This window comes from Stenotrophomonas sp. 21LCFQ19, assembly GCF_056861425.1.
The window spans coordinates 102883-124798 of sequence record NZ_JBSPUF010000008.1; the positions used below are offsets into that span (position 1 = coordinate 102883).

17 protein-coding genes are annotated in these 21916 nt (G+C 64.7%); 11 read left to right on the plus strand and 6 right to left on the minus strand.

The genetic code is table 11. From position 1 onward, the window contains the following. Positions 1–540, minus strand: a 540-nt coding sequence (locus tag AC13FW_RS10605) for a MurL-like N-terminal domain-containing (protein ID WP_482989029.1), incomplete at its 3' end; no start/stop codon positions are given. 76 nt (positions 541–616) lie between these two features. Continuing rightward, a complete protein-coding gene (locus tag AC13FW_RS10610; protein ID WP_482989030.1) occupies positions 617–3226 on the minus strand; it encodes a bifunctional aspartate kinase/diaminopimelate decarboxylase in 2610 nt (869 codons plus the stop codon). Positions 3227–3682: 456 nt separating this feature from the next. Here AC13FW_RS10610 and AC13FW_RS10615 point away from each other — a divergent pair, with 456 nt between their 5' ends. From AC13FW_RS10615 to AC13FW_RS10640, 6 genes are all read left to right on the plus strand, one after another. Continuing rightward, positions 3683–4552 (plus strand): PhzF family phenazine biosynthesis protein, encoded by an 870-nt coding sequence (locus AC13FW_RS10615; RefSeq protein WP_482989031.1) that lies wholly within the window; start codon positions 3683–3685, stop codon positions 4550–4552. Positions 4553–4584: 32 nt separating this feature from the next. After that, complete coding sequence (locus AC13FW_RS10620) at positions 4585–5445, plus strand: PhzF family phenazine biosynthesis protein (protein ID WP_296253147.1); 861 nt, start codon at positions 4585–4587, stop codon at positions 5443–5445. A gap of 338 nt (positions 5446–5783) precedes the next feature. Further along, on the plus strand, positions 5784–6659 hold the full coding sequence (locus AC13FW_RS10625; RefSeq protein WP_482989032.1) for a PhzF family phenazine biosynthesis protein: 876 nt from the start codon (positions 5784–5786) through the stop codon (positions 6657–6659). Positions 6660–6705: 46 nt separating this feature from the next. After that, a complete protein-coding gene (locus AC13FW_RS10630; RefSeq protein ID WP_482989033.1) occupies positions 6706–7497 on the plus strand; it encodes a hypothetical protein in 792 nt (263 codons plus the stop codon). Between the two features lie 13 nt (positions 7498–7510). Beyond that, complete coding sequence (locus tag AC13FW_RS10635) at positions 7511–7867, plus strand: 5-carboxymethyl-2-hydroxymuconate Delta-isomerase (RefSeq protein ID WP_482989034.1); 357 nt, start codon at positions 7511–7513, stop codon at positions 7865–7867. A gap of 131 nt (positions 7868–7998) precedes the next feature. Next, entirely contained in the window at positions 7999–8391 is a 393-nt protein-coding gene (locus AC13FW_RS10640) for a bleomycin resistance protein (RefSeq protein WP_482989035.1), read from the plus strand. A 103-nt stretch (positions 8392–8494) separates the two neighbouring features. Here the strand turns inward: AC13FW_RS10640 and AC13FW_RS10645 are convergent, their stop codons facing one another. After that, entirely contained in the window at positions 8495–8908 is a 414-nt protein-coding gene (locus tag AC13FW_RS10645) for a hypothetical protein (protein ID WP_482989036.1), read from the minus strand. An 82-nt stretch (positions 8909–8990) separates the two neighbouring features. Here AC13FW_RS10645 and AC13FW_RS10650 point away from each other — a divergent pair, with 82 nt between their 5' ends. Beyond that, a complete protein-coding gene (locus tag AC13FW_RS10650; RefSeq protein ID WP_296253568.1) occupies positions 8991–9353 on the plus strand; it encodes a GFA family protein in 363 nt (120 codons plus the stop codon). Positions 9354–9687: 334 nt separating this feature from the next. On the opposite strand, the gene AC13FW_RS10655 is transcribed toward AC13FW_RS10650, so the two are convergent. The 3 genes from AC13FW_RS10655 to AC13FW_RS10665 form a co-directional block, all read right to left on the minus strand. Then, positions 9688–12033 carry a TonB-dependent receptor gene (locus AC13FW_RS10655; RefSeq protein WP_482989037.1) on the minus strand — a complete coding sequence of 782 codons (2346 nt, stop codon included), beginning with the start codon at positions 12031–12033 and terminating at the stop codon, positions 9688–9690. Between the two features lie 207 nt (positions 12034–12240). Continuing rightward, positions 12241–13242: an extracellular catalytic domain type 1 short-chain-length polyhydroxyalkanoate depolymerase gene (locus AC13FW_RS10660; RefSeq protein WP_482989038.1), complete on the minus strand. Its 1002-nt coding sequence runs from the start codon at positions 13240–13242 to the stop codon at positions 12241–12243. A gap of 84 nt (positions 13243–13326) precedes the next feature. After that, on the minus strand, positions 13327–14730 hold the full coding sequence (locus AC13FW_RS10665; protein WP_481539565.1) for a GntP family permease: 1404 nt from the start codon (positions 14728–14730) through the stop codon (positions 13327–13329). Between the two features lie 155 nt (positions 14731–14885). On the opposite strand from AC13FW_RS10665, the gene AC13FW_RS10670 reads away from it, so the two are divergent. The 4 genes from AC13FW_RS10670 to AC13FW_RS10685 all read left to right on the plus strand — a co-directional run bounded on the left by AC13FW_RS10670 (position 14886) and on the right by AC13FW_RS10685 (position 21868). Next, entirely contained in the window at positions 14886–17084 is a 2199-nt protein-coding gene (locus AC13FW_RS10670) for a TonB-dependent receptor (RefSeq protein WP_482989039.1), read from the plus strand. A gap of 11 nt (positions 17085–17095) precedes the next feature. Further along, positions 17096–17974, plus strand: coding sequence for an alpha/beta fold hydrolase (locus AC13FW_RS10675; RefSeq protein WP_482989040.1), 879 nt, complete (start codon positions 17096–17098; stop codon positions 17972–17974). Next, positions 17971–18456: a MaoC family dehydratase gene (locus tag AC13FW_RS10680; RefSeq protein ID WP_482989041.1), complete on the plus strand. Its 486-nt coding sequence runs from the start codon at positions 17971–17973 to the stop codon at positions 18454–18456. The genes AC13FW_RS10675 and AC13FW_RS10680 overlap by 4 nt, the downstream gene beginning before the upstream one ends. A 70-nt stretch (positions 18457–18526) precedes the next feature. Continuing rightward, positions 18527–21868, plus strand: a complete 3342-nt coding sequence (locus AC13FW_RS10685; RefSeq protein WP_482989042.1) for a hybrid sensor histidine kinase/response regulator — start codon at positions 18527–18529, stop codon at positions 21866–21868. The last annotated feature ends 48 nt before the right edge of the window (positions 21869–21916 follow it).

The window sequence follows — 21916 nt, forward strand, 5'->3', positions numbered from 1 at the left end:
GGGCGGCGGCGCGGCGCGGGCGCCGGCCCCCCCCCCCCCCCCCCCGCGCCCCCCCCCCCCCCCCCCCCCCCCCCCCCCCCCCCCCCCCCCCCCGGCTGCGGAGGAAGCTGCGTCGGCTGACGTACCCTCTCCCCAACCCCTCTCCCGGCGGGAGAGGGGCTCATTGACCGGCAGCTTGAACCTGTCGCGCAGGTTCAGGCCGTTGCGGTAGGCGAATTCGCCCAGGCCGTTGAAGTACACCGTTTCCACCAACGCGGCCGTGGCCGCATCGATGGCGTAGCTGTCGATGCTTACCTGTGCCGGCACCGCTGCCTTGTAGTAGCTGACACCTGCAATCAGGTGCAGCAGCTGCAGGGCGCGTTGCACCGCGGCCGTGCGTTCGTCGTCCAACTGGAACGGCGCGCCCGGCACGGTGACGGTCTCGGTCAACTCCGGACCGTCGTCGAAGGCGTATACCAGCCGTGCCACACCGGTGTCCGCGGCGAAATCACAGCGGACGAAGCGGAAACGGGAAACCTGGTCTTTATCAAAAGCTGTCATGGCGTATCCGGAAATCAAACTGGCCGTTGCGCGTCAGCGCGCAACGGACGACAAAGGTTTTCGCAGCAAACAGACGTCATTGCACTTCATCAATGACGTCCTCGCGCGGCAAGGCGCGTTGGTTATAGGTACTGGCCATGCTGAAACCATAGGCGCCAGCATCGGCGATGACCATCACATCGCCCGGTGCGGTCGCCGCCGGCAGCTTCACCCGCTCGGCAAACACATCGCTGGATTCGCAGATCGGGCCGACCACGCTGAAATCAACATCGCGCTCGGCATCCAGCCGCGACAGGTTGGCGATGTCGTGCCAGGCGTCGTACAGCGCCGGGCGCAGCAGGGCGTTCATGCCGGCATCCAGGCCAACGCGGCGCACGCCATCCTTCTCCACTACCTGCGAGGCGTGGGTCAGCAGCACGCCAGACTCGGCCACCATGAACCGGCCGGGCTCGATCGCCAGCTGGAAGGCCGGGTGCACGGCCTTGATGTCGGCCAGGCCAGCGGCCCAAGCGTCCAGATCGAAGGGCTCGTCATCATCGCTGTACGGCACCGGCAGACCGCCGCCGATATCGAGGATTTCAACGCTGCCGATACGGCGCGCGAAGCCGGCCATCTCATCGACCATCTGCTTCCAGTGCCCGCTGTTCTCGATGCCGCTGCCCAGGTGCGCGTGCACGCCGGTGATGCGGATATCCAGCGCGCGGGCGGCGGCGATGAACTCGTCGACGCGCTGCGCGGACAGACCAAACTTGGAATCCTTGCCGCCGGTGTTCACCTTCTTGTGGTGACCATCGCCGTGGCCCAGGTCGATGCGCAGCCAAAGCGAACGGCCACGGAACACTTCCGGCCAATGCTTCAGCAATTCGACGTTGTCGACGGTGACGTTGACGCCACGCGCCAGCACTGCCTGGTATTCGGTGATCGGTGCGAAGCTCGGGGTGAACAGCACGCGCTCCGGAGTGATGCCCGGCACCGAGGCGAACACCAGCTCCACTTCGCCCTGCGATACACATTCCAGGCCGAAACCTTCAGCAGCAAGCGTGCGCAGGATCTCAGGGTGCGAGTTGGCCTTGATCGCGTAGAAACGGCGGTCGATCGCCGGGATCGCCTTCAACTGGCGGGCGCGCTCACGCACCTTGTCCAGGTCATAGATATAGGCCGGCGTGCCCTGCACAGCCAGCTCCAGCAGCTTCTTTTGCTTGGCCGGCGCCTGCCACCACGGCGTCTGCCGCGGGCGGATGCTGCCGATGATTTCGCGCCAGCGCGGGCCGAATACCTGTTCTTCGTAGACCGGCATGGCGCCGCTGTCGATCAACTCGGCGTGCAGGATCGGCAACAAGCCATCCGCATCGGCCTCGTCGATCACGAAGGTCAGGTTCAGGTCGTTGGAGGACTGCGAAATCATGTGCACGCGCTCCTTGCCGAACGTGGCCCACACGTCGGAGAGCTTGTACAGCAGCGAGCGCATGCCGCGACCAACCAGGGTGATGGCCGCGCACGGCACGATCACCTTGACCTTGCAGATCTGCGACAGGTCGGCCGACAGCGCGGCCAGCACATCGGTGTTGACCAGATTTTCAGACGGGTCCAGCGACACAGTGACGTTGGTCTCGGCCGAACCGATCAGGTCCACCGACAGGCCGTGCTTCTTGAACAGGTTGAACACGTCGGCCAGGAAGCCGACCTGCTGCCACATGCCGATACCTTCCATCGAAATCAGCACGATGCCGTTGCGACGGCTGATTGCCTTCACGCCCGGCACCGGCTCAGCGGCGCCGTCGATGCTGGTACCCGGCATGTGCGGGCGCTCGGTGTCGAGGATGGCCATCGGCACGCCGGCATCGCGGCAGGGCTTGATCGAGCGCGGGTGCAGCACCTTGGCGCCGGTGGTGGCGATTTCCTGCGCCTCGTAATAGTCCAGGCGGGTCAGCAAACGCGCATCCGGCACGTCCTTCGGATTGGCGCTGAACATACCCGGCACGTCGGTCCAGATTTCAACGCGGCTGGCACCGAGCAGCGCACCGAAATAGGCGGCCGAGGTGTCCGAGCCGCCGCGGCCGAGGATGGCGGTGCCTCCGTCGCCGTGGCGGGCGATGAAGCCCTGGCTGATCAGCATGCGGGTCGGCTGCGCCGAGAAGCGCTGCTTGAAATCGCCGCCGCCCTGCCACTGGCAGTTCACCGACAGGCGCTGCGACCACTCGGTCTGGTTGGGCGCGGGCGGCAGTGCATCCAGCCACTCACGGGCGTCCATCCAGCCGAAGTCCAGGCCGTTGCTGCGCAGGTAGGCGGCACCGACGCTGGAGGACAGCAGCTCGCCCTGGCCCAGCACTTCGGCCTGCCAGTCCAGCGGACGGCTGGCCGCGCGCGGGTCGTCGAGCAGCGCCTGCAGCGCGGCCAGACGTTCAGCCAGCACTTCGCTGCCCAGCTCCAGCTCGGCGAGGAATTCATTGTGGCGGGTGACCAGCGCGGCCACGCGCTCGCGGCTGTCGGCGGCGCCGTCGGCAATCGCGGTCAACTCGTTGGTGACGCCCGACAAGGCCGACACCACCACCAGTACCCTGCCACCGGTCTCGTCCGCACGTTTTTTCGCCAACTGACCGATCGTGTTCCAGCGATGACGACGCGACACCGAGGTGCCACCGAACTTGAGGACGATCCAGCGATCAGCGATTGGGGAAGCAGACATTGGCTTTGTGGATTCACTAGTGGGAGAAAGACCCGGCAATGCGGGCGGAACTACCGATTCTATGCCAAGGCCGCTGTGCCGGGACGGCTGAGTTACCGGCGATACCATCACCGCCCGGCCTCCCTTCCCGGGGCGGAGAAAGTAGCATTTGCAACGTTTCGGGTCATCTTTGGGTGAATGGGGGCTGGACTGGAGGCTTTGGTTTTGGCTGTGGCCGTTGCCAACGCTTCCAAATGCCGTCATTCCCGCGCAGGCGGGAATCGCTCTAGCTCTAGCTCTAGCTCTGGCTCTCGCACCCAGCAAAGGGCAAAGGGCAAAGGGCAAAAGCCAGAGCAATTCCCGCCTACGCGGGATGACGGTTCATTATTTTGAGGAATGGCCCTGAAAGCCTTGCCGCCTCTGGCGCTTTTTCCCAACCTTCCTAAGCTGGGCACAGCCCGCCCGACCCGAAAATCCATGCGCCAACGCCGTTACCTGCAACTGGACGTCTTCGCCGCCCGCCCCGGCAGCGGCAACCCACTGGGTGTCATCCTCGACAGCGATGGCCTGGATACCGCCGCCATGCAGGCCCTCGCCGCCTGGCTGAATCTCTCCGAGACGGTCTTCTTCCTGTCGCCGGACGAGGGCGCCAGCTACCGCATCCGCATCTTCACCCCGAGCAGCGAACTGCCCTTTGCCGGCCATCCCAGCGTTGGCGCGGCGTGGGCGGCGATCACCTCGGGCCTGGCGACGCCAGGTGACAGCCAACTGCTGCAGCAATGCGCTGCCGGCCTGCTACCCGTGCAGGCAAGCGGCCCGCGTGATGCCCCAACCATCCTGTTGGCCAGCCCACCTGCCCGGCAGCGGCAGACCGCGCCGGGTGTCGTGCCGGAACAGCTACAGGCCTTGCTCGCGCCGGGATATGCCCCCGAACTCTGGGACAACGGACCTGGCTGGTGGCTGCTGCCGGCGCGTGACGCCGACAGCGTCCGTGCACTCGTTCCGGACATGCCTGCAATCGCCGACTGGAGCAATGCCACCGGCGCGACCGGTGTTGCGGTATTCGCCGCCGAACCCGGTGCGGACCACGCACTGGTGACACGGGCGTTCTGCCCGGCCGATGCCCCCGACGTACCCGAGGACCCCGTCACCGGCAGTGCCAATGCCTTGATCGCCGCATGGCTGCAGCAACACGGGCAACTACCCAACGCTGATGGCAACTACGTGGCCAGCCAGGGCCGCGAAGTGGGGCGCGATGGTCGCATCCAGCTATCAATCGACACGCAAGGCACGGTCTGGATCGGCGGCCAGGTCCAGCCGGTTATCGCCGGACAGGTGCACTGGTAAGCTGCCCAGCCGTCGTCTGGAACCGATCCGCAATGTCTGTTCGCCGTTATCTGCAGTTGGACGTGTTCGCCGCCCGCCCGGGCACCGGCAACCCGCTGGGTGTCATCGTCGACAGCGAAGGCCTGGATGATGCCGCCCTGCAGGCCATCGCCGCCTGGCTGAACCTGTCCGAGACCATTTTCTTCCTGCCGCCCGATGAAGGCGCCAGCTACCACATCCGCATCTTCACCCCGAAGGGCGAACTGCCCTTCGCCGGCCATCCCAGCGTTGGTGCCGCCTGGGCCGCGGTGGAACTGGGTCTGGCCACGCCCGATGACAACGGCCAGCTGATCCAGCAATGCAAAGCCGGTCTGCTGCCAGTACGGGTACAGGGCGGTCGTTGGTTCCGCCAGATCCATGTGCGCAGCCCGCAGGCGGAACGCCGTGATACCACCCTCGACGCCCTTCCTGAAGGTCTGGCAGCACTGGCCAAGCCCGGCCACAGCCCGGAACTCTGGAACAACGGCCCGGACTGGTGGCTGCTGGAGGCCGGCAGCGAGGCCGCCCTGCGCCGCTACAAGCCGGAGTTTGCCGCCATTGGCACCATGCCGGGCCGCGGCAAGCTGGCGGTGTATGCACCGGCTGACCGACCGGATGTGGGCTACCAGTACGTGGTGCGCGCCTTTGCGCCCGGCGTCGGTGTCAACGAAGACCCGGTCACCGGCAGCGCCAACGCGCTGGTTGCCGCACAGCTGTTGGCGCAGGGCCGGATCAAACCCTTCCAGCAGTACCTGGCCAGCCAGGGCCGTGAGCTCGGCCGCAATGGCGAGGTACGGGTGGAAGTGGATGCGGACTCCAACATCTGGATTGGTGGTGAAGTGCAACAGGTTATTGCTGGGCAGATTGAGTGGTGAGGGCGAAAGCCGTGCCCGCTTTTCCCTTCTCCCGTTAACGGGAGAAGGTGCCCGAAGGGCGGATGAGGGGAAGCGTGCGAAGCACGCATGCCTTTGATTTTTCCTTTGCAGACAGCAACAACCCAAAAGCACCAAGCAAGCGGACTTCGTCCGCCTCTCCTCACCCCAACCCCTCTCCCGCAAGCGGGAGAGGGGCTAAGGCAAAAGCCAACTGCAACGGCCCAAACCAGGGCAACAGCTACGGCCAAAGCAACAGCCACGGCCAAAGCAACAGCCAAAGCCAAAGCCAAAGCAACAACAACAGCAACAGAACAGCCTCACAGCACTCGGACTCTCCCATGACCACCCGCCGCTTCCTGCAACTCGACGTCTTCGCCCCGCGCCCCGGCACCGGCAACCCCTTGGCCGTGGTCCTCGATGCCGATGGCCTGGACGATGCCGCCATGCAGGCCATCGCCCGCTGGACCCGCCTGCCCGAAACCACCTTCATCTTCGCCCCGACCAAACCCGGCACCAGCTACGGCATCCGCATGTTCGCCCCGCAAAAGGAGGTGCCGTTCGCCGGCCATCCCAGCGTCGGCAGCGCGCATGCCGTGCTTGAAAGCGGAGTGGTGGCAGCCATCGACGGACAGCTGGTACAGGACGGCATCGCTGGCCAGTTGCCTTTGCAGATCAGCGAACACGACGGCATCCGCACCATCGCCATCCGCACCCCGCGCGCCTCGGTGGCCGAGATCGTCACTGCTGACGATCCACGCCTGCAGCCGGCCATCACCGGCTGGTCGCTGGGCACGCTACCCCCGGCCTTGATGGATGGCGGTCGCCGTTGGTGGGTTGTTGAAGTCGCTGATGAGCCCGCACTTCGCGCACTCAATCCGGATTGGGACGCGATCGCCACGCTCGCTGAATCCACCGGCGCAATGGGCGTGTTCGCCTATGCACGTACTGTTGGCGACAACTACCAACTGGTGGTCCGCGCCTTCGTAGGCAATGGCCGTCGTTTTGAAGACGCCGCCTCCGGCGCGGCCAACGCAGTACTGGCCGCCTGGCTGGACGAGCGCGATGCCCTGCCCGGCGTGGACAAGCGCTACACCGCCAGCCAGGGCCGCGAAGTCGGTCACGATGCCCTGCTGGAACTGCGCATCGACGAGCACGGCGATGTCTGGTCCGGTGGGCAGGTGCAGACGGTGATCCGCGGAACCATTGATTGGTGATGCGGTCAGAGTCTCACCTATAGCCGATCACGACACGGAGTTCGGAATGCGCAGATGGATCTCACTGCTGATGCTGTTGTTCGCCTTCACCGCGTGCGCTGCGCAACCTTCGGCGCAGCCGACAAAGGCGTTGTTCGTTGGCAACAGCCTCATCTACGTGGGCAACCTGCCAGCAACCTACGCTGCGCTCAGTGCCGCCAATGGCCATCCGCTGCAGAGCCAGATGATCGTCAAGGGTGGCGCGCTACTCGACGAACGGCTTGCAGATGGCTCGGTTCAACGTGCACTGGCCGAGCATCGTCCGCAACTGTTGGTTCTGCAGGAGCAAGGCGGTGCCCTGCTGTGCTGGCCCGACGAAGCCGCCTGTACAAGATCGCAGGCGGCGATCAGGGCACTGGCAAAGGCCGGCAGCGACGCCGGCGCGCGCGTCCTGCTGCTGGGCAGCTACCAGGCACACCCGGCGGCATCTGCCCGCCTGATCGCCAAGGAAGCAGCCGCCGCCGGACAGGCCGGCATTCCTTATGTGGCAATCTCCGAAGCCCTGCGTAGCGCCTCGGCCGCAGCCCCCGACCTGCAGTGGTATGACGCCGACGGCATGCACCCGGGCCCGGCGCTGACCCTGCTTGATGCCATCGAGCTTTATCGTGCCGTCCATGGCCACCTGCCTGAGCGCGGCTTCTCGGTGGCGGCACCGATCTATCTACCCAAAAGTGGCCTGGACGCCGACCTGCGCGATGCCGATGCCGCTGCACCGCTCGCCGATACACCCACCCAAATCCACTACCCGGGTGCGATGATCCAGCGCATCAACGCGCTGCTGCCATCCGCGCAGCCCTGACAACGAATTCGCCATGCCCCATCTGACCATCGAATACAGCAGCAACCTCGCCACCGCCATTACCCCGGCGGTGCTGCGCACCCTCAACCATGCGCTGCTCGGCACCGGCCAGTTCGAGGAAGCCGACATCAAATCGCGTGCGCTGGCGTTTGATTGCGTCGCGATCGGCACCACTGACAGCCCGCGTGGCTTTGTGGCCGCGCGCCTGGCGATACTCAGTGGTCGCAGCAGCGAGATCAAACGCGATGTTGCCAACGTACTGCTGGAAGCACTTGGATCACTCATTACCGCCGGTGGACTGGAGCTGCAGATCAGTGTCGAGATCGTGGATATCGATCGCGACAGCTACGCGAAAACGTTCACGGTCTGATCCTGCGGTCACCGCAGCGTCAACACATCATCGGCGATGCAACAACAAACCGTAAGCGATGCCAAGCACGGCGCGAATGCCGGACTGATTCCGCCAGGCTCCTGAACCCAAGCCCCAAACGGACACTTGCCATGACAACCACGCACTTCCATTCGGTGTCGCCATTTCTCGGTGTCGAAGACCTGTCCGCAGTCCTGGCGTTCTATCGCGACAAGCTTGGCTTCTCGCTGGCATGGGAATGGGGTGACCCCGCTGAAATGGCCTCTGTCTGCCGCGACGAGGTGGAGCTGACCCTGGTCACCCGTAGCGATGCCAGACCCGGTGGAATCAGCAGGTTGTACCTGCACATCGACGGCATCGACGACTATCACGCGCAGCTGCTGGCTGCCGGCGTTGCCATCACCGTTGCCATTGGCGACCGGCCGTATGGCATGCGCGATTTCAGCGTCACCGATCCTGCTGGCAACGTGCTGTGTTTCGGGCAGGCGCTGCCGCAGCCGGTGGGGGTTGTGGGAACGGCGTAAGCCGTGAAGCTCGTACCGGGACAGGCAGGTCAACAACTGCAATCGCAAATGAAGCGGTTGCAGTTGGATCATCAGCTTCGCGGCTCACGCCGCTCCCACAGTCCTAGCTGGCTTTTTTTGCGCTCTGATAACCCAACCAGGCAAATGGCAGGTAGGCCAGCAGTACGTCCAGCACCTCGAACCAGCGTGGTGCTGGCAGCATGAAGCAGCTGGCGATGCCGCCGGCCAGGAACAGCAAGCCGATCAGCAGTGCCGGCACTTTACTGACTCGGCCAACAATCCAGGTTGCCAGCAACGCACCCGCAAAGGTGCCCAATGCATGGGCGAGGAAGGGAAACAGGAAGTGGCGGGCTTCGAACATGGGCATTGCGGCTTGCAGGCCTTCCGTGGTGCTGGTATCCGCACCCGCTGGCGGTGGTATCAACTGGCCACCGAGCAGGATCAGCCCCATGTTCACCGCGCTGCCAGCGATCAAGCCCAGCACCACCGCCAGCAAGCCTCTCAGGAATGCGCGCATCACCCTCTCCCCACCCGTCCGATGATGGGCTGAGTATGATCCAAGCCTTGCCTAGGCGCTCATTTTGTTTTTGGAGATACGCGTGTCCCACCGCCCCCTGCAGACTTACCAGGGCAGCTGCCATTGCGGCGCTGTCAGCTTCCGCATTCAGACCGACTTCCCGGAACTCACCACCTGCGATTGCTCGATCTGCCGGCGCAAGAACGCCTTGATGGTGAAGGTGCATGAATCCGCGTTCGAGCTGCTGTCCGGGCAGGAGGCGCTGGTGGAGTATCAGTTCCACACGATGACCGCGCACCACTATTTCTGCGGCACCTGCGGTATCTATCCGTTCCACCGCAAGCGGGTCACCCCGGACTACTACGGGGTGAATGTGTTCTGCCTGGAGGAGTTTGATCCGGCCGGGATTCCGGTTAGGGCGACCGTGGGTGCGGGTATGGTCTGATCGGGGATCTGGAATTCGCGCTCGCTTTGGCTTTGGCTTTGGCTTTGGTTTTTTGCTCCGATGCCGTCATTCCCGCGAAGGCGGGAATCGCTCTGCTCCTGGCTCCTGGCTCTAGTGCTTTGGCTTTGGCTTTGGCCCTTTCCCTTCTCCCGTTTACGGGAGAAGGTGCTCCGAAGGGGCGGATGAGGGCTGCTTCTGGCTTCTGGCTTCTGGCTTCTGGCTTCCAGCCCCTGCTTTGCCCGCAGCACTACCAAAGCAGAGCGCAACTGCAGGTTGCTTGCACGCACCCTCACCCCAACCCCTCTCCCGGAGGGAGAGGGGCTTCAAGCAAAACTCAACGCCAGTTGTAGTTGAACGAAACACCAATGATGCGCGGGTCGTTGTAGACCGCTGCCATGTAGTTTTCGATCACGCCCTTGAGGTTCTTCTCGTTTGTGATGTTGCGGGCGAACGCCGCCACTTCCCAGGCGCCGTAGCCGCCGGTATAGCCAACACGCAGGCCACCTTCGAAATTGCCCTTGGAGTAGAACTCCTTGCTGTCGTACAGCACGAACTGGGTTTCGCCCTGCTTGTTCCAATCGGTGGCGAAGAACACCGCGCCATCATCACCAACCGGAATGTCGTAACGCGCGGCCAGGTTCAAGTTGTACTTGGGTGCGTTCGGCAGCGGGTTGCCGTCGATCTGGGCGTAGACATTGCTGCCGATCTTGATGGTCGGGTCGTTGACCGTGCACACCACCACGCCATTCAACGCGCAGACCTGCGCATAGACGCGCTTGTCCTGGATCTCGCTGTGCAGCAGGCTCAAGCCGGCAGTCAGCGACAGGTTCGGGATCGGGCGCCAATCCATGTCGGCTTCCAGACCGTAGGCGCGCGCCTTGTCGGCATTGAACAACACGCCGTTGCCGTTGGAGTCATTGCCGTTGAGCTGGATGTCGTTGACGGTATAGGTGAAGCCACTGACGTTCAGACGCAGGCGGTTGTCGAACAGGCTGCTCTTGATGCCGGCTTCCCAGGACAGGATGGTTTCCGAATCGGCAGTGGTGAAGTCGGCATTGAATACCGCCGAGCGGCCCTGGATGGTCGGCCCACGGAAGCCACGTGCCACGCGTGCGTAAAGGCTCAGCTCCGGGCTGACTTCATACATCGCGCTCAGGTCCCAGCTCGGCTGGGTGTCCGACATCTCGACGTTGTGGCGGCCCTTGTAGGTGACCAGACCGGCAGCGGTGTCGGCGGTCTTCAGCAGGCGCGTGCTCTTCTCGTCCTTGGTCGCACGGATACCAGCGGTCAGCGTCAACGCATCGGTGGCCTTCCAGCTCACCTGGCCGAAGCCTGCCCACGACGTATTGATGTTGCGCAGGCGCACCCAGTTGTTGGGATTGCGTGCCGGTGCGTTGAGGAACCAGGCGCGCTGGTAGAAATCGGTGGTGTCGCGGCCATCGAAGTAGAACGCGCCAACCTGCCATGACAGCGGATCGGTGGCATTGGAAGCCAGGCGCAGCTCCTGGGTGAACTGGTCCAGGTCCTGCACCTGGCCCATCGATTGGCCGTAACCATTGGGCAGGCCATTGACCGGATAGTTCGCTGCGGCACCGCCGTCGGTATCACCACGGCTATAGCCGGAGGTAGTCTCATAGGCGCTGATCGAGGTCAGCGTGGTGTTGCCGAAGTCATAGGTGGCCTTCAGCGAGCCACCGTGGGTCTTGTAGGCCTGCGGGTTGTTGTCGGCTTCATCGAAGGCGACCTTGTCGCGCGGCACATCGACGCGGTTGCTGCCCTTCACCAGCGCATTGCGCAGGAACAGGGTGGAGGTGCCTTCATAGTCGCGGGTATGCACGGAGCCGAGCAACGAGAACTGCTCGTTCGGCTTGTACAGCAGCTGCAGGCGCAGGTTGCGGTCGTCGTAGCCGCCCATCGTGTCGTTCTTCGGCGTCACCGTGCCGTCGGCGCTGGGGCCGCGATAGGTGTTGTCCACCCAATCGTCGCGGTGCTGGTACAGGGTCGACACACGGTAGGACAGCACGTCATTGATCGCGCCGCCCATACCACCGTCGATGGCGACCGTGTTGTAGCTGCCGTAGCTGACATTCACCCGGCCGCTCGGGTCCTGGCTGGGTTTGGCGGTATCGAACTTGACGATGCCGGCGGTGGTGTTGCGGCCGAACAAGGAGCCCTGCGGGCCCCGCAGCACTTCCACCTGGTCCACGTCGTAGACCGGGTTGGACTTGAGCACCACGTGTTCCAGCACCACGTCGTCCTGGATGATGGAGACCGGCTGCGAGGCGCCGAGGTAGAAATCGATGTTGCCGAGGCCGCGGATGTAGAAGCGCGGGAAGATGCGCCCGGTGGTGGTCTCGGCATAGAAGCTGGGAACGCGGCCAGACAGCGCCAGCAGCGTATCGTCGGCACCTTCGGTATAGCTGCGCAGGGCCTCGCCCTGCACCACGCCCACCGACACCGGCACGTCCTGCAGGTTCTGTTCACGACGCTCGGCGGTGACGGTAATGGTGTCCAGCGCCGCGGCGGCGCTGCGCGCCTCGGCCGGCGCGGCATCCTGGGCCAGCGCGGTCTGTGCGGCCAGCGGCAGGATCAACAACGCGCAGGCCTGGGCCAGCAGCGAGCGACGCGGAAAATGATGGGTGGTACGGGTGACTGCAGAAGTGGTGCGGTGACGCTGCATGGAATGGCCTTGGTTGGCAGTTGATGATTGCGCCGAGCCCGGACAGGGCCAATGACGCGGCATGAGGCGCGCAGATCATCACCGCACAAGGTTGCAATTCGATGGCATTACCAGCGGACAAACCCGGAAAACCAAACGCCAGCGCAGGAGCGGATTGCTCCCACGCTGGCAATGACACGCTTCAATCAATTCCCGCGTTCCAAGCACTCAGCGCAGCTGGTCTTTCAGGAACAACCAGGTGATCAGGGTTGCATCCGGCCCCTGCGGATCGGTGAACGGCAAGCCGGAGGTGCTGCCGCTCCACGCATGGCCCATGCCATGCACCAGATAGTCCTGGACCAGGGTCTTGCCGCCGTAGGTGTAGTTTTTGACCGTGTACGCGCGACCACCCGGTACCTGCCCCGCAACGGTGCTGGTCGGCACGTACTTGACCGAATCATTGTCCACGCCGTCATCGGCCAGATCGTTGGTCTGCAGGAACTGCCGCACTGCCTGCTGGCCGTTGACCGGATTGACCGTGGCATCGGCGCTGCCATGGAACACCAGCACCGGCAACGGGCGCGGCGACGGTGAACCCGAGCACTGCCAGGCAAGCTTGCCATTGCTTTCCGGCGAATAGATGCTGCCCGCCAACAACGCATAGGCACTGCCGGATACGGTGGTCGCGCCCTTGTACATGCCGCCGGAATGGATGGCACCGGCAGCGAACACATCCGAGTAGCAGGCCAGCATGATCGAGGTCATCGCGCCGCCGGCAGAGATGCCGGTGACGTAGACCCGGCGCGGATCAACCGCGTAGCCGGCCTTCACCGCATCGACGATCCCAGCCAGGATCGAGGCCTCACCACTGCCACGTGCCTGGTTGATCGGCAACTGCCAATTCCAGCAGCGCGTCGGGTTGGAGGTAACGTTCTGCCGCGGATAGACCACGATGAAGCCCTCGACATCGGCGACATCATTGAAGCCGGAGGCCTCGCCCATCAGGTTGGGCCCGTTGACGCAGCCGTGCAGCACCAGCAGCACCGGCAATGGCTTGCTTGCCTCATAGCCCGCCGGCACCCACACCTGGTACTCGCGGGCGCCGAAAAGGTTGCCGTACACACCGAAATCCCAATGGCCTGCAGTGCTTTGCGCGAACGCACTGCCCGCCGCCAGCCAGCTGCACAGCAGCAATAGAACAGCCTTGATTGAAACGATTCCAGGTTTCATAGCCAGATCCTCATGCGTGAGTCGTGGATGAAGTCGTACCGGAAATCCTCGCGGGCCAGCCGCCAGGGTGTTGCGACGCCACCGTCAAACCCAGCCGGTGGCGTAATAGATGCCGATCACCACGAACACTGCGAGGGTCTTGATGATGGTCACGGCGAAAATGTCCTTGTAGGCCTGGCGATGGGTCAGCCCGGTCACCATCAGCAAGGTGATGACGGCACCGTTATGCGGCAGGCTGTCCATGCCGCCGGAGGCCATCGAGGCAACCCGGTGCAGCACTTCCATCGGAATGCCGGCTGCCTGCGCGTTCTCGATGAAGGTCTCCGACATCGCCGCCAGGGCGATGCTCATGCCGCCGGAGGCAGAGCCGGTGACACCTGCCAGGCCGGTGACCGTCACGGCTTCATGCAGCAGCGGATCCTTGATCGAACCCAAGGCATTGGCCACCACCATGAAACCGGGCAGCGCCGCGATCACTGCGCCAAAGCCGTACTCCGAAGCAGTGTTCATCGCTGCCAGCAAAGCGCCACTGATCGCGGTCTTGGTGCCATCGGCAAACTGGGTGACGACCGGGCGCCAGGCCAGCAGCATCACCGACAGGATGCCCACCAGCAGCGCCCCCTCCACTGCCCAGATCGCGGCGATCTTCGGCACTTCCTGCACTACCGGCGCCGACTTGCCGAGGATGGACGGCACGAAGCTGTGCTCGGCGCCATACCAATGCGGAATGCCCAGGGTGAACAACTTGTTCGATACGAACACCAGCAGCAGCGGCAACACCGCAATACCCGCATGCGCCAGGTTGGTGCCGGTAAACGGCACCGGCTCGTTGACCAACGTCGCCGGATCGCCATAGCCCTCACCGTTTCGCACGGCAACGCGACGGCGCCACTCCAGGTAGGCCATGCCTACCGCCAGCACAAAGATGCTGCCAAGCACGCCGAGCACCGGCGCAGCCCAGGTGTCGGTGCCGAAGAAGGTGGTCGGGATGATGTTCTGGATCTGCGGCGTACCCGGCAGCGCATCCATGGTGAAGCTGAAACCGCCCACCGCCAGCGTCGCCGGGATCAGCCGCTTGGGGATATTGCTCTGGCGGAACATCTCGGCAGCAAACGGATAGACCGCGAACACCACCACGAACAACGACACGCCACCGTAAGTGAGCAGGCCCGACACCAGCACGATCGACAGCATCGCCCGCTGCGGGCCGAACAACCGGATCGCCGCCCCGACTATCGATTTGGAGAAGCCGGACAACTCGATCAGCTTGCCGAACACCGCACCCAGCAGGAACACCGGGAAGTACAGCTTCAGGAAGCCGACCATCTTGTCCATGAACAAGCCGGTGAACATCGGTGCCACCAGCGACGGGTCGGTCAGCAGCACCGCGCCGAGTGCGGCAATGGGCGCGAACAGGATCACGCTGTAACCGCGGTAGGCCACCAGCATGAGGAAGCCCAGCGCTGCAAGTACGATCAGTAACGACATACGGCGCTTCCGAGTGGAGAGGCGCCCAGTATCCTGATCTGATGGCCGCTGCCGACTGGACCTAGGTCCACTCGCTGGTGCACACCCGCGCCGCTAGCCTTGGCTCCGAGGGTGGCATGCGGCCATCTACAACGCACTTGCCTGGGGAGGACCGAATGAAGCGGAATTGTTTGAGCCTGATGATCGGCGCGCTGTTGGCCTCCGGGCCGGTATTGGCACAGGAAGCACAACCGGCTGCGGCGACGGAGGGCAAGGCCGCTTCGGCCACCAACCTGGACAGCATTACCGTCACCGCGCGCAAGCGCGAGGAAACCCTGCAGGAAGTACCGGTCGCGGTCACCGCCTTCACCTCCGAAGCGCTGGACAAGTTGAACGTGCAGGACATCGCCGATCTCGACTCGCAGGTACCCAACCTGACCATCTACGCGGCGCGCGGCGCCAGCAGCACGGTCACCGCCTACATCCGCGGCGTCGGCCAGTCCGATCCCACCTGGGGTGCCGACCCGGGCGTGGGCATCTACCTGGACGACGTCTACATCGCGCGCCCGCAGGGTGCGTTGCTGGACGTGTTCGACGTCTCGCGCATCGAAGTACTGCGCGGCCCGCAGGGCACGCTGTACGGCAAGAACACCATTGGTGGCGCGATCAAGTACATCTCGCGCGGCCTGCCCACGCAGGTCGAGGGCTACGCCCAGGTCACCGCAGGCAACTACAACCAGCTTGATGCCAAGGCGGCCATCGGCGGCCCGCTGGGCGGCGCCGACAGCGGCCTGCGCGGACGCATCGCCGTGGCCAGCATGAACCGCGATGGCTTCGGCGAGAACACGCTGACCGGCCAGCCGATCAGCGACAAACAGATCAATGCCGCACGCCTGAACCTCGGCGCCTATGCAGGCGACGACTTCGACGTGCAGTTCGCGCTGGACTGGATTGATGACCAGTCCGGCATGCGTGGCTCGAAGATGCTGGCACCTAACCCGTTCACCCCGGCCTACCCGCCGATGGATGACCGCTACGACATCCGCTCGGGCATGCAGAACCTCAACAGCGTCGAGACCAAGGGCGCCTCGGCTACGGTCAATTGGCGCCCCAACGACGACATTGCACTGAAGTATGTGGTCGCCAAGCGCGAATCCGACAGCCACTCCAACATCGACTTCGACACCACGCCGGTCAAGCTGGCCGACGTCGGCGGCTTCTACGAGGACAGCCAGGTCAGCAACGAACTGCAGTTGAACTACGACGCCGGCGGCCGCGTGCGCGGCGTGGTTGGCCTGTACCAGTTCAGTGGTGAAGCAGGCGGACAGATCCGCAACAACTTCTTCAACCTGCAGTTCGGCGATACCCGCGGCAAGGTGCTGACCGACAGCATCGCGCTGTATGCGGACTGGACCTTCGACCTGACCAACAAGCTCAAGCTCGACGTCGGCGCCCGCTACACCGACGAGGACAAGCGTGCGGTCGTGCTGAACCGCTTCTACTCCGACGCGACCTTCAGCCGCCCGATCGCAGTCGCTGCGGACTTCGACAAGACCACCAATTTCAAGAACGTTTCGCCGAAGGTGTCGCTGGATTACCAGATCACCCCGGACATCATGGTGTATGGCCTGGCCACGCGTGGCTTCAAGTCCGGCGGCTACAACATCCGCGCCAACGCCGTAGCGGTGCCGCGCTCGGCCGAGCCGTTCGATGACGAGACCGTCGACAGCTTTGAAATTGGCAGCAAAATGGGCTTCCTCGACTCGCGCCTGTTCCTGAACCTGTCGGCCTTCCACAACAAGTACAAGGACATCCAGCTGTCGGTGTTCACCGGCATCGACACCAATGGCGACGGCGTCAACGATGCCTTCTTCGGCGACTTCACCAATGCCGGCAAGGGCACCGTCAACGGCCTGGAAATCGAATACCAGTACCTGCCCACCGCGCACTGGCTGATCTCCGGCAACCTGGCCTGGCTGGACACCAAGTACGACGAGTACATGGACCGTGGCGTCAACGTCGCCAAGCAGATGAAGTTCACCAACGCGCCGGATTTCTCGGGTGCACTGAACGTGGAATACCGCACCGAGCTGGCCAATGGCAGCAACCTGTCCGCACGCGTGGGTTACAGCTACCAGAGCGAAGTGTGGCCGACCACCGACCTGAGCCCGGTGATCCGCCAGGATGGCTACGGGCTGGTCAATGCCGGCGTGATCTGGAAGCTCAATGACGCCTGGACCTTCTCGCTGCAGGGCACCAACCTGGCCGACAAGGAATACCGCACCACCGGTTACAACATCCCGGCAGTCGGCACCCTGATCGGCTTCTATGGCCCGCCGCGCCAGTACAGCCTCAGCGTCCGCTACGATTTCTAGGAAACACCTGCATGACCCAGTCTTACGATGATCTGTACTGGAGCAGCAATGATGGCCTGCGCCTGCACGCGCGCGACCATGCACCGGCCGCGGGGCTATCGCCCCGCGGCACGGTGGTCTGCATTCCCGGCCTGACTCGCAATGCCGCTGACTTCGACGCACTGGCCGAAACGCTGACCGCGGTCGGCTGGCGCGTGCTTGCGGTCGACCTGCGTGGCCGTGCGGGTTCGCCACGTGCGCCCGACCCAAGCAGCTACAACCCGCGCACCTACGCCGACGACATGGTGGCGCTGCTGCGTTCGCAGAACATCGCCAAGGCAGTGTTCGTCGGCACCTCGCTGGGTGTGCTGGTCACCATCACTCTCGCCTCGCGCGCACCGGAGCTGATCGCAGCGGCGGTGCTCAACGACGCCGGCCCCAAGGTGCCACGCGAAGCCCTGGCGCGGATCGGCAAGTATGCCGGCAAGCCGCTGCCACCGATGGATCTGGACCAGGCAGCTGCCTACGCCGAATCCATCGGCAAGGCATCCTTCCCGCGCTTCACCGCCGAAGACTGGCGGGCGATGGCCTCGCGCAGCTTCCGCCAGCGCGACGACGGCCTGCTGGAACTGGACTATGACCCGGCCATCATCCGCACCACCCGACCGTGGGTGCTGTGGCTGTTGCGGCCGGTGTTGTGGCGCGCGGTGCGCGGACTGACCTCACGGGTGCCGGTGCTGGTGGTGCGTGGTGCACTGTCCGATATCCTGCCTGCCGATGTTGCCCAGCAGATGGCGGCTACGTCGCCGAACGCCAGCCTGGTCGTCGTGCCGGATGTTGGTCACGCACCGACCTTGTCCGAGCCCGAGGCGCGTGATGCGATCCTGGCCCTGCTTGGACGCCTGCAATGAGCGCCGGTGACACGACCAGCGAATTGCCGGAAGCCCTGCAGGCACTGCAGCAATGGGCCGCAGCCGAACGCCTTGGCAAGCCCACCCACATCGCGCAGGCGCGCATCGATGCCTTCGCCGAGGCCACCGGTGACCACAACTGGATCCACGTCGATCCGGCCCGTGCGCAGGCAGGTTTGCCGGGCGGGACGACCATCGCGCATGGCTTCCTGCTGCTCTCGCTCACCGTCGAGGAGGACGTTGCGGCGCTGGTCGGCTTTCCCGGCATCGCCCACGTACTGAACTACGGTTTGAACAAGGTGCGCTTTCTGGCGCCGGTGCCCAGCGGCGCCGATATCCGGGTGCGCTCACGCCTGGTCTCACTGGAGCCGCGCCAGCCTGGGCAATGGCTGCTGACCCAGCACAAGAGCGTGGAACTTCAGCCCGGCGGCGAGGTGGCACTGGCCGCCGAGCAGCTGTCACTGATCGTGATCGCGTCCTGACGCCTACCTGCATGGCAAGCAGCCGGCCGGCATCCAGCACGCCGGCCACGGTTCTCTCTACACTGGAGCGATGTTGACGCCCTCCATCGTCCTGTTCGCCTGCATCGCGTGGACCGTGCTGCTGTTCGGCGTTGCCCTGTGGGGCGAGCGCCAGGGTCACCGCCTTGGCAGGATCTGGCCAGCCATCTATGCGCTGTCACTGGCCGTGCACTGCACTGCGTGGACGTATTACGGAGCTGCTTCGCAGGGCGTGCAATGGGGCTTCCCGATCCCGCCCACCTTGATCGGCATGGCGCTGATCTTCGCCTTCGGCCTGCCCTTCCTCGCGCGCCTGGGCAGGCTGGCCAAACAGCACAACAGCGCCACCATCGCCGACCTGGTGGTTGCACGGCTGCGCACCGACCAGGGCCTTGGTGTGACCATCACCCTGGTCGCGCTGTTCGGCATCATTCCCTATATCGCGCTGCAGCTTAAGGCGGTGAGCCAGGGACTCAGTGCACTGCTCGGTAACCAGTTCGCCGCCAACGGCTGGCAACTGGACATGTCGTTCTGGTTCGCACTGACGATGGCGGCATTCACCATGCTGTTCGGCGCGCGCAAGGCCTCGGCCACCGAACACAACCGCGGCATCGTGGTCGCGCTGGGGCTGGAGTCGCTGCTGAAGTTGGCGGCGCTGCTGGCGATTGGCCTGTATGCGGCAATCTCGGTGCATCGCACCGGCACGCCCTTGCTGGAAAAGATGGCGCACCTGCCACCGCCGGCGGTGATCCCCGACTTCCTGACCATGGTCGCGCTGGGCGCGATGGCGGCGTTCACCTTGCCCCATCAGTTCCATGTCGGCGTGGTCGAGCTGCGCCAGTCCTCGGACCTGAAGACCGCACGCTGGCTGTTCCCGCTCTACCTGCTGTTGATCGGCCTGCCGTCGGTGCCGATGGCCTTGTCCGGCGCCGCGCAACTGCCAGCGTCGGTATCGCCGGACCTCTACGTACTGGCCTTGCCGCAGGAACGCGGCCACCACGTGCTGGCGCTGCTCGCCTACCTGGGCAGCCTGAGCGCGGCCACCGGGATGATGATCCTGTCCGGCCTGACCCTGTCGATCATGCTCGGCAACCATGGCTTTGGCTCGCACCTGCTGGGCGGCATGACGAGCGGCGGCAACGATGCCGGCGCCGACCTGCGCCCGCGCGTGCTGGCATTCCGCCGCGCCGGCATCCTCGCCGTATTCCTGATGTCGTGGCTGTACAGCCGCGCCATGAGCGGCACCGAGGCGCTCAGCGATTTCGGCCTGATGTCATTCACCGCCCTGTCGCAGCTGGCGCCGGCGGTGCTGCTGGCGGTGTACCGGCCGCGCACGCCCTCGCCTGCGATCATGGCCGGCATCGTGCTGGGCTCGCTGGTCTGGCTGTGGCTGGTGTTGCTGCCGATGGTGATCCCGGCACCCGATCCAACAACCGGCGGCGAAGGATTGCACTGGCTGGCGCTGTTCTCGCTGCGCATGCAGCCCGGCCATATCGCCATCAGCATGGGCGCCAGCCTGGCGGTCAACCTGGTCACCGTTGCACTGGTGTCACGCGCGATCCGCCCATCGTTGCCACTGCAGAAGGACGCCGTGGCCGCGGCATCCATGCGCAAGACCGCCGGCCGCTTCCTCGGGCCGGAACGGGCGCGGCAATTGATGGATGGGCATGCCGGACAGATGCTGGATGACGACCGCGTCACCGCGATCGAGCGCGAGCTGACCGCCGTGGTCGGCGCAGGCATGGCGCGGCTGTTGGTCGAGGCAGCACGTGACGGCGGCGCCGCGCCACTGGATGCGGTCACCCGCGCCGTCGGTGAAGCGACGCAGGCACTGCGTTTCAACCAGCGGCTGCTGGAAGCCGCGTTGGAAAACATGAGCCAGGGCATCAGCGTGGTCGATGCCCAGCTGCAGCTGGTGGCGTGGAACAGCCGTTATGCCGCGCTGTTCAAATTTCCGCCCGAACTGCTGCAGGTCGGGCAGCCGGTCGCCAATCTCACTGCTTGGGCCTTGGGCGAACTGAAGATCGGCGAGGCCCCGGGTGACAACGTCGGCAAGGCGCTGAACCGTCGCATCGCGCATATGCGCCGTGGCACGCCGCATCTGTCCGAACGCATCTTCCCTGACAACACCATCGTCGAAATCCGCGGCAACCCGATGCCCGGCGGCGGCTACGTCGCCACTTTCACCGATGTCACCGCCTTCCGCATGGCCGAGGACGCGCTCAAGCGCAGCAATGAGACCCTGGAGCTGCGCGTGCAGGACCGCACCGCTCGCCTGGAACAGGCCGTGCACGAAGCCGAGCGTGCGAACGTGGCCAAGACGCGCTTCCTGACCGCGGTCGGCCACGACCTGATCCAGCCGTTGCACGCCGCGCAGCTGCTCACCGATGCGATGTCACAGCACATCGAATCGGAGTTCCTGGACAGCTTCCTGCGCCAGATCCGCGGCGCATTGGACTCGACCGACGACCTGCTGTCGGGCTTGCTGGATATATCGCGACTGGAAGCGGGTGGACTGGTCGCCGATCCACGGCCGTTCGCCTTGTCGACCGTACTTGATCCCTTGGCTCAGGAATTCGCCGTGCTGGCAGCCGCGCGCGGCCTGCAGTTCCGCTACGTGCGCAGCCGGGTATGGGTGCACAGCGATCCGCTGCTGCTGCGCCGCGTGCTGCAGAATTTCCTCGCCAACGCCATCCGTTATACGCGTAGCGGCGGCGTGCTGCTCGGCGTGCGTCGCCACGGCGACACGCTGACCATCGGCGTCCACGACAGCGGCCCCGGCATCACCCCGGAGCAGCAGAGCGTCGTTTTCGAGGAATTCCATCGCGGTGATCGCAGCAATGGCCAAGGGCTCGGCCTTGGCCTCGCGATCGCGCACCGCATCGCCGACCTGCTGCATGCACCGCTGGGCCTGCACAGCCTGGTCAATCGCGGCTCGGCGTTCTCCATCACGGTGGAGCGCGCAAGCCCGCCGCCGGCCACACGCAACGACGCGCCCTCAGGCGGCACCAGCACCATCAAGGGCACCCGCGTGCTGGTGGTCGACAACGATACGGACGCGCTGCAGGCGATGCGGCAGCTGCTGCTGTCGTGGGGCTGCGAGGTAAGTGCGTACAGCGACGCCAGCGGGATCGGTGCATCCGCGCAGGAGGCGGACCTGTGGTTGTTCGACTACCACCTCGACGACGGTGACACCGGCGTCCAGCTGTGGAAGCGTTTGGACGGCGCACGCAGGCAGCGGCCGACCGTGATCCTCAGCGCAGACACCGGCAGCGATACCCGCGAAGCAGTGCGCGAAGTTGGGCTGTCACTATTGAACAAGCCGTTCAAGCCGCTGGCGCTGCGCTGGGCCATCAATCATCTACTGGCTACGCGCAGCACAGTTGCGACCTGACCCGAAGCAGACAACGCCGGGACCGCTGTTCGACCAGCAACCACGTCG

Excerpts from the sequence above, each read along its gene's own strand:
- AC13FW_RS10645 (WP_482989036.1), bottom strand. The coding sequence starts at position 8,908 with ATGCGCGCATTCCTGAGAGGCTTGCTGGCGGTGGTGCTGGGCTTGATC.
- AC13FW_RS10625 (WP_482989032.1), top strand. The coding sequence starts at position 5,784 with ATGACCACCCGCCGCTTCCTGCAACTCGACGTCTTCGCCCCGCGCCCC.
- AC13FW_RS10630 (WP_482989033.1), top strand. The coding sequence starts at position 6,706 with ATGCGCAGATGGATCTCACTGCTGATGCTGTTGTTCGCCTTCACCGCG.
- AC13FW_RS10660 (WP_482989038.1), bottom strand. The coding sequence starts at position 13,242 with ATGAAACCTGGAATCGTTTCAATCAAGGCTGTTCTATTGCTGCTGTGC.
- AC13FW_RS10615 (WP_482989031.1), top strand. The coding sequence starts at position 3,683 with ATGCGCCAACGCCGTTACCTGCAACTGGACGTCTTCGCCGCCCGCCCC.
- AC13FW_RS10655 (WP_482989037.1), bottom strand. The coding sequence starts at position 12,033 with ATGCAGCGTCACCGCACCACTTCTGCAGTCACCCGTACCACCCATCAT.
- AC13FW_RS10680 (WP_482989041.1), top strand. The coding sequence starts at position 17,971 with ATGAGCGCCGGTGACACGACCAGCGAATTGCCGGAAGCCCTGCAGGCA.
- AC13FW_RS10610 (WP_482989030.1), bottom strand. The coding sequence starts at position 3,226 with ATGTCTGCTTCCCCAATCGCTGATCGCTGGATCGTCCTCAAGTTCGGT.
- AC13FW_RS10670 (WP_482989039.1), top strand. The coding sequence starts at position 14,886 with ATGAAGCGGAATTGTTTGAGCCTGATGATCGGCGCGCTGTTGGCCTCC.
- AC13FW_RS10640 (WP_482989035.1), top strand. The coding sequence starts at position 7,999 with ATGACAACCACGCACTTCCATTCGGTGTCGCCATTTCTCGGTGTCGAA.
- AC13FW_RS10675 (WP_482989040.1), top strand. The coding sequence starts at position 17,096 with ATGACCCAGTCTTACGATGATCTGTACTGGAGCAGCAATGATGGCCTG.
- AC13FW_RS10685 (WP_482989042.1), top strand. The coding sequence starts at position 18,527 with ATGTTGACGCCCTCCATCGTCCTGTTCGCCTGCATCGCGTGGACCGTG.
- AC13FW_RS10665 (WP_481539565.1), bottom strand. The coding sequence starts at position 14,730 with ATGTCGTTACTGATCGTACTTGCAGCGCTGGGCTTCCTCATGCTGGTG.
- AC13FW_RS10620 (WP_296253147.1), top strand. The coding sequence starts at position 4,585 with ATGTCTGTTCGCCGTTATCTGCAGTTGGACGTGTTCGCCGCCCGCCCG.
- AC13FW_RS10635 (WP_482989034.1), top strand. The coding sequence starts at position 7,511 with ATGCCCCATCTGACCATCGAATACAGCAGCAACCTCGCCACCGCCATT.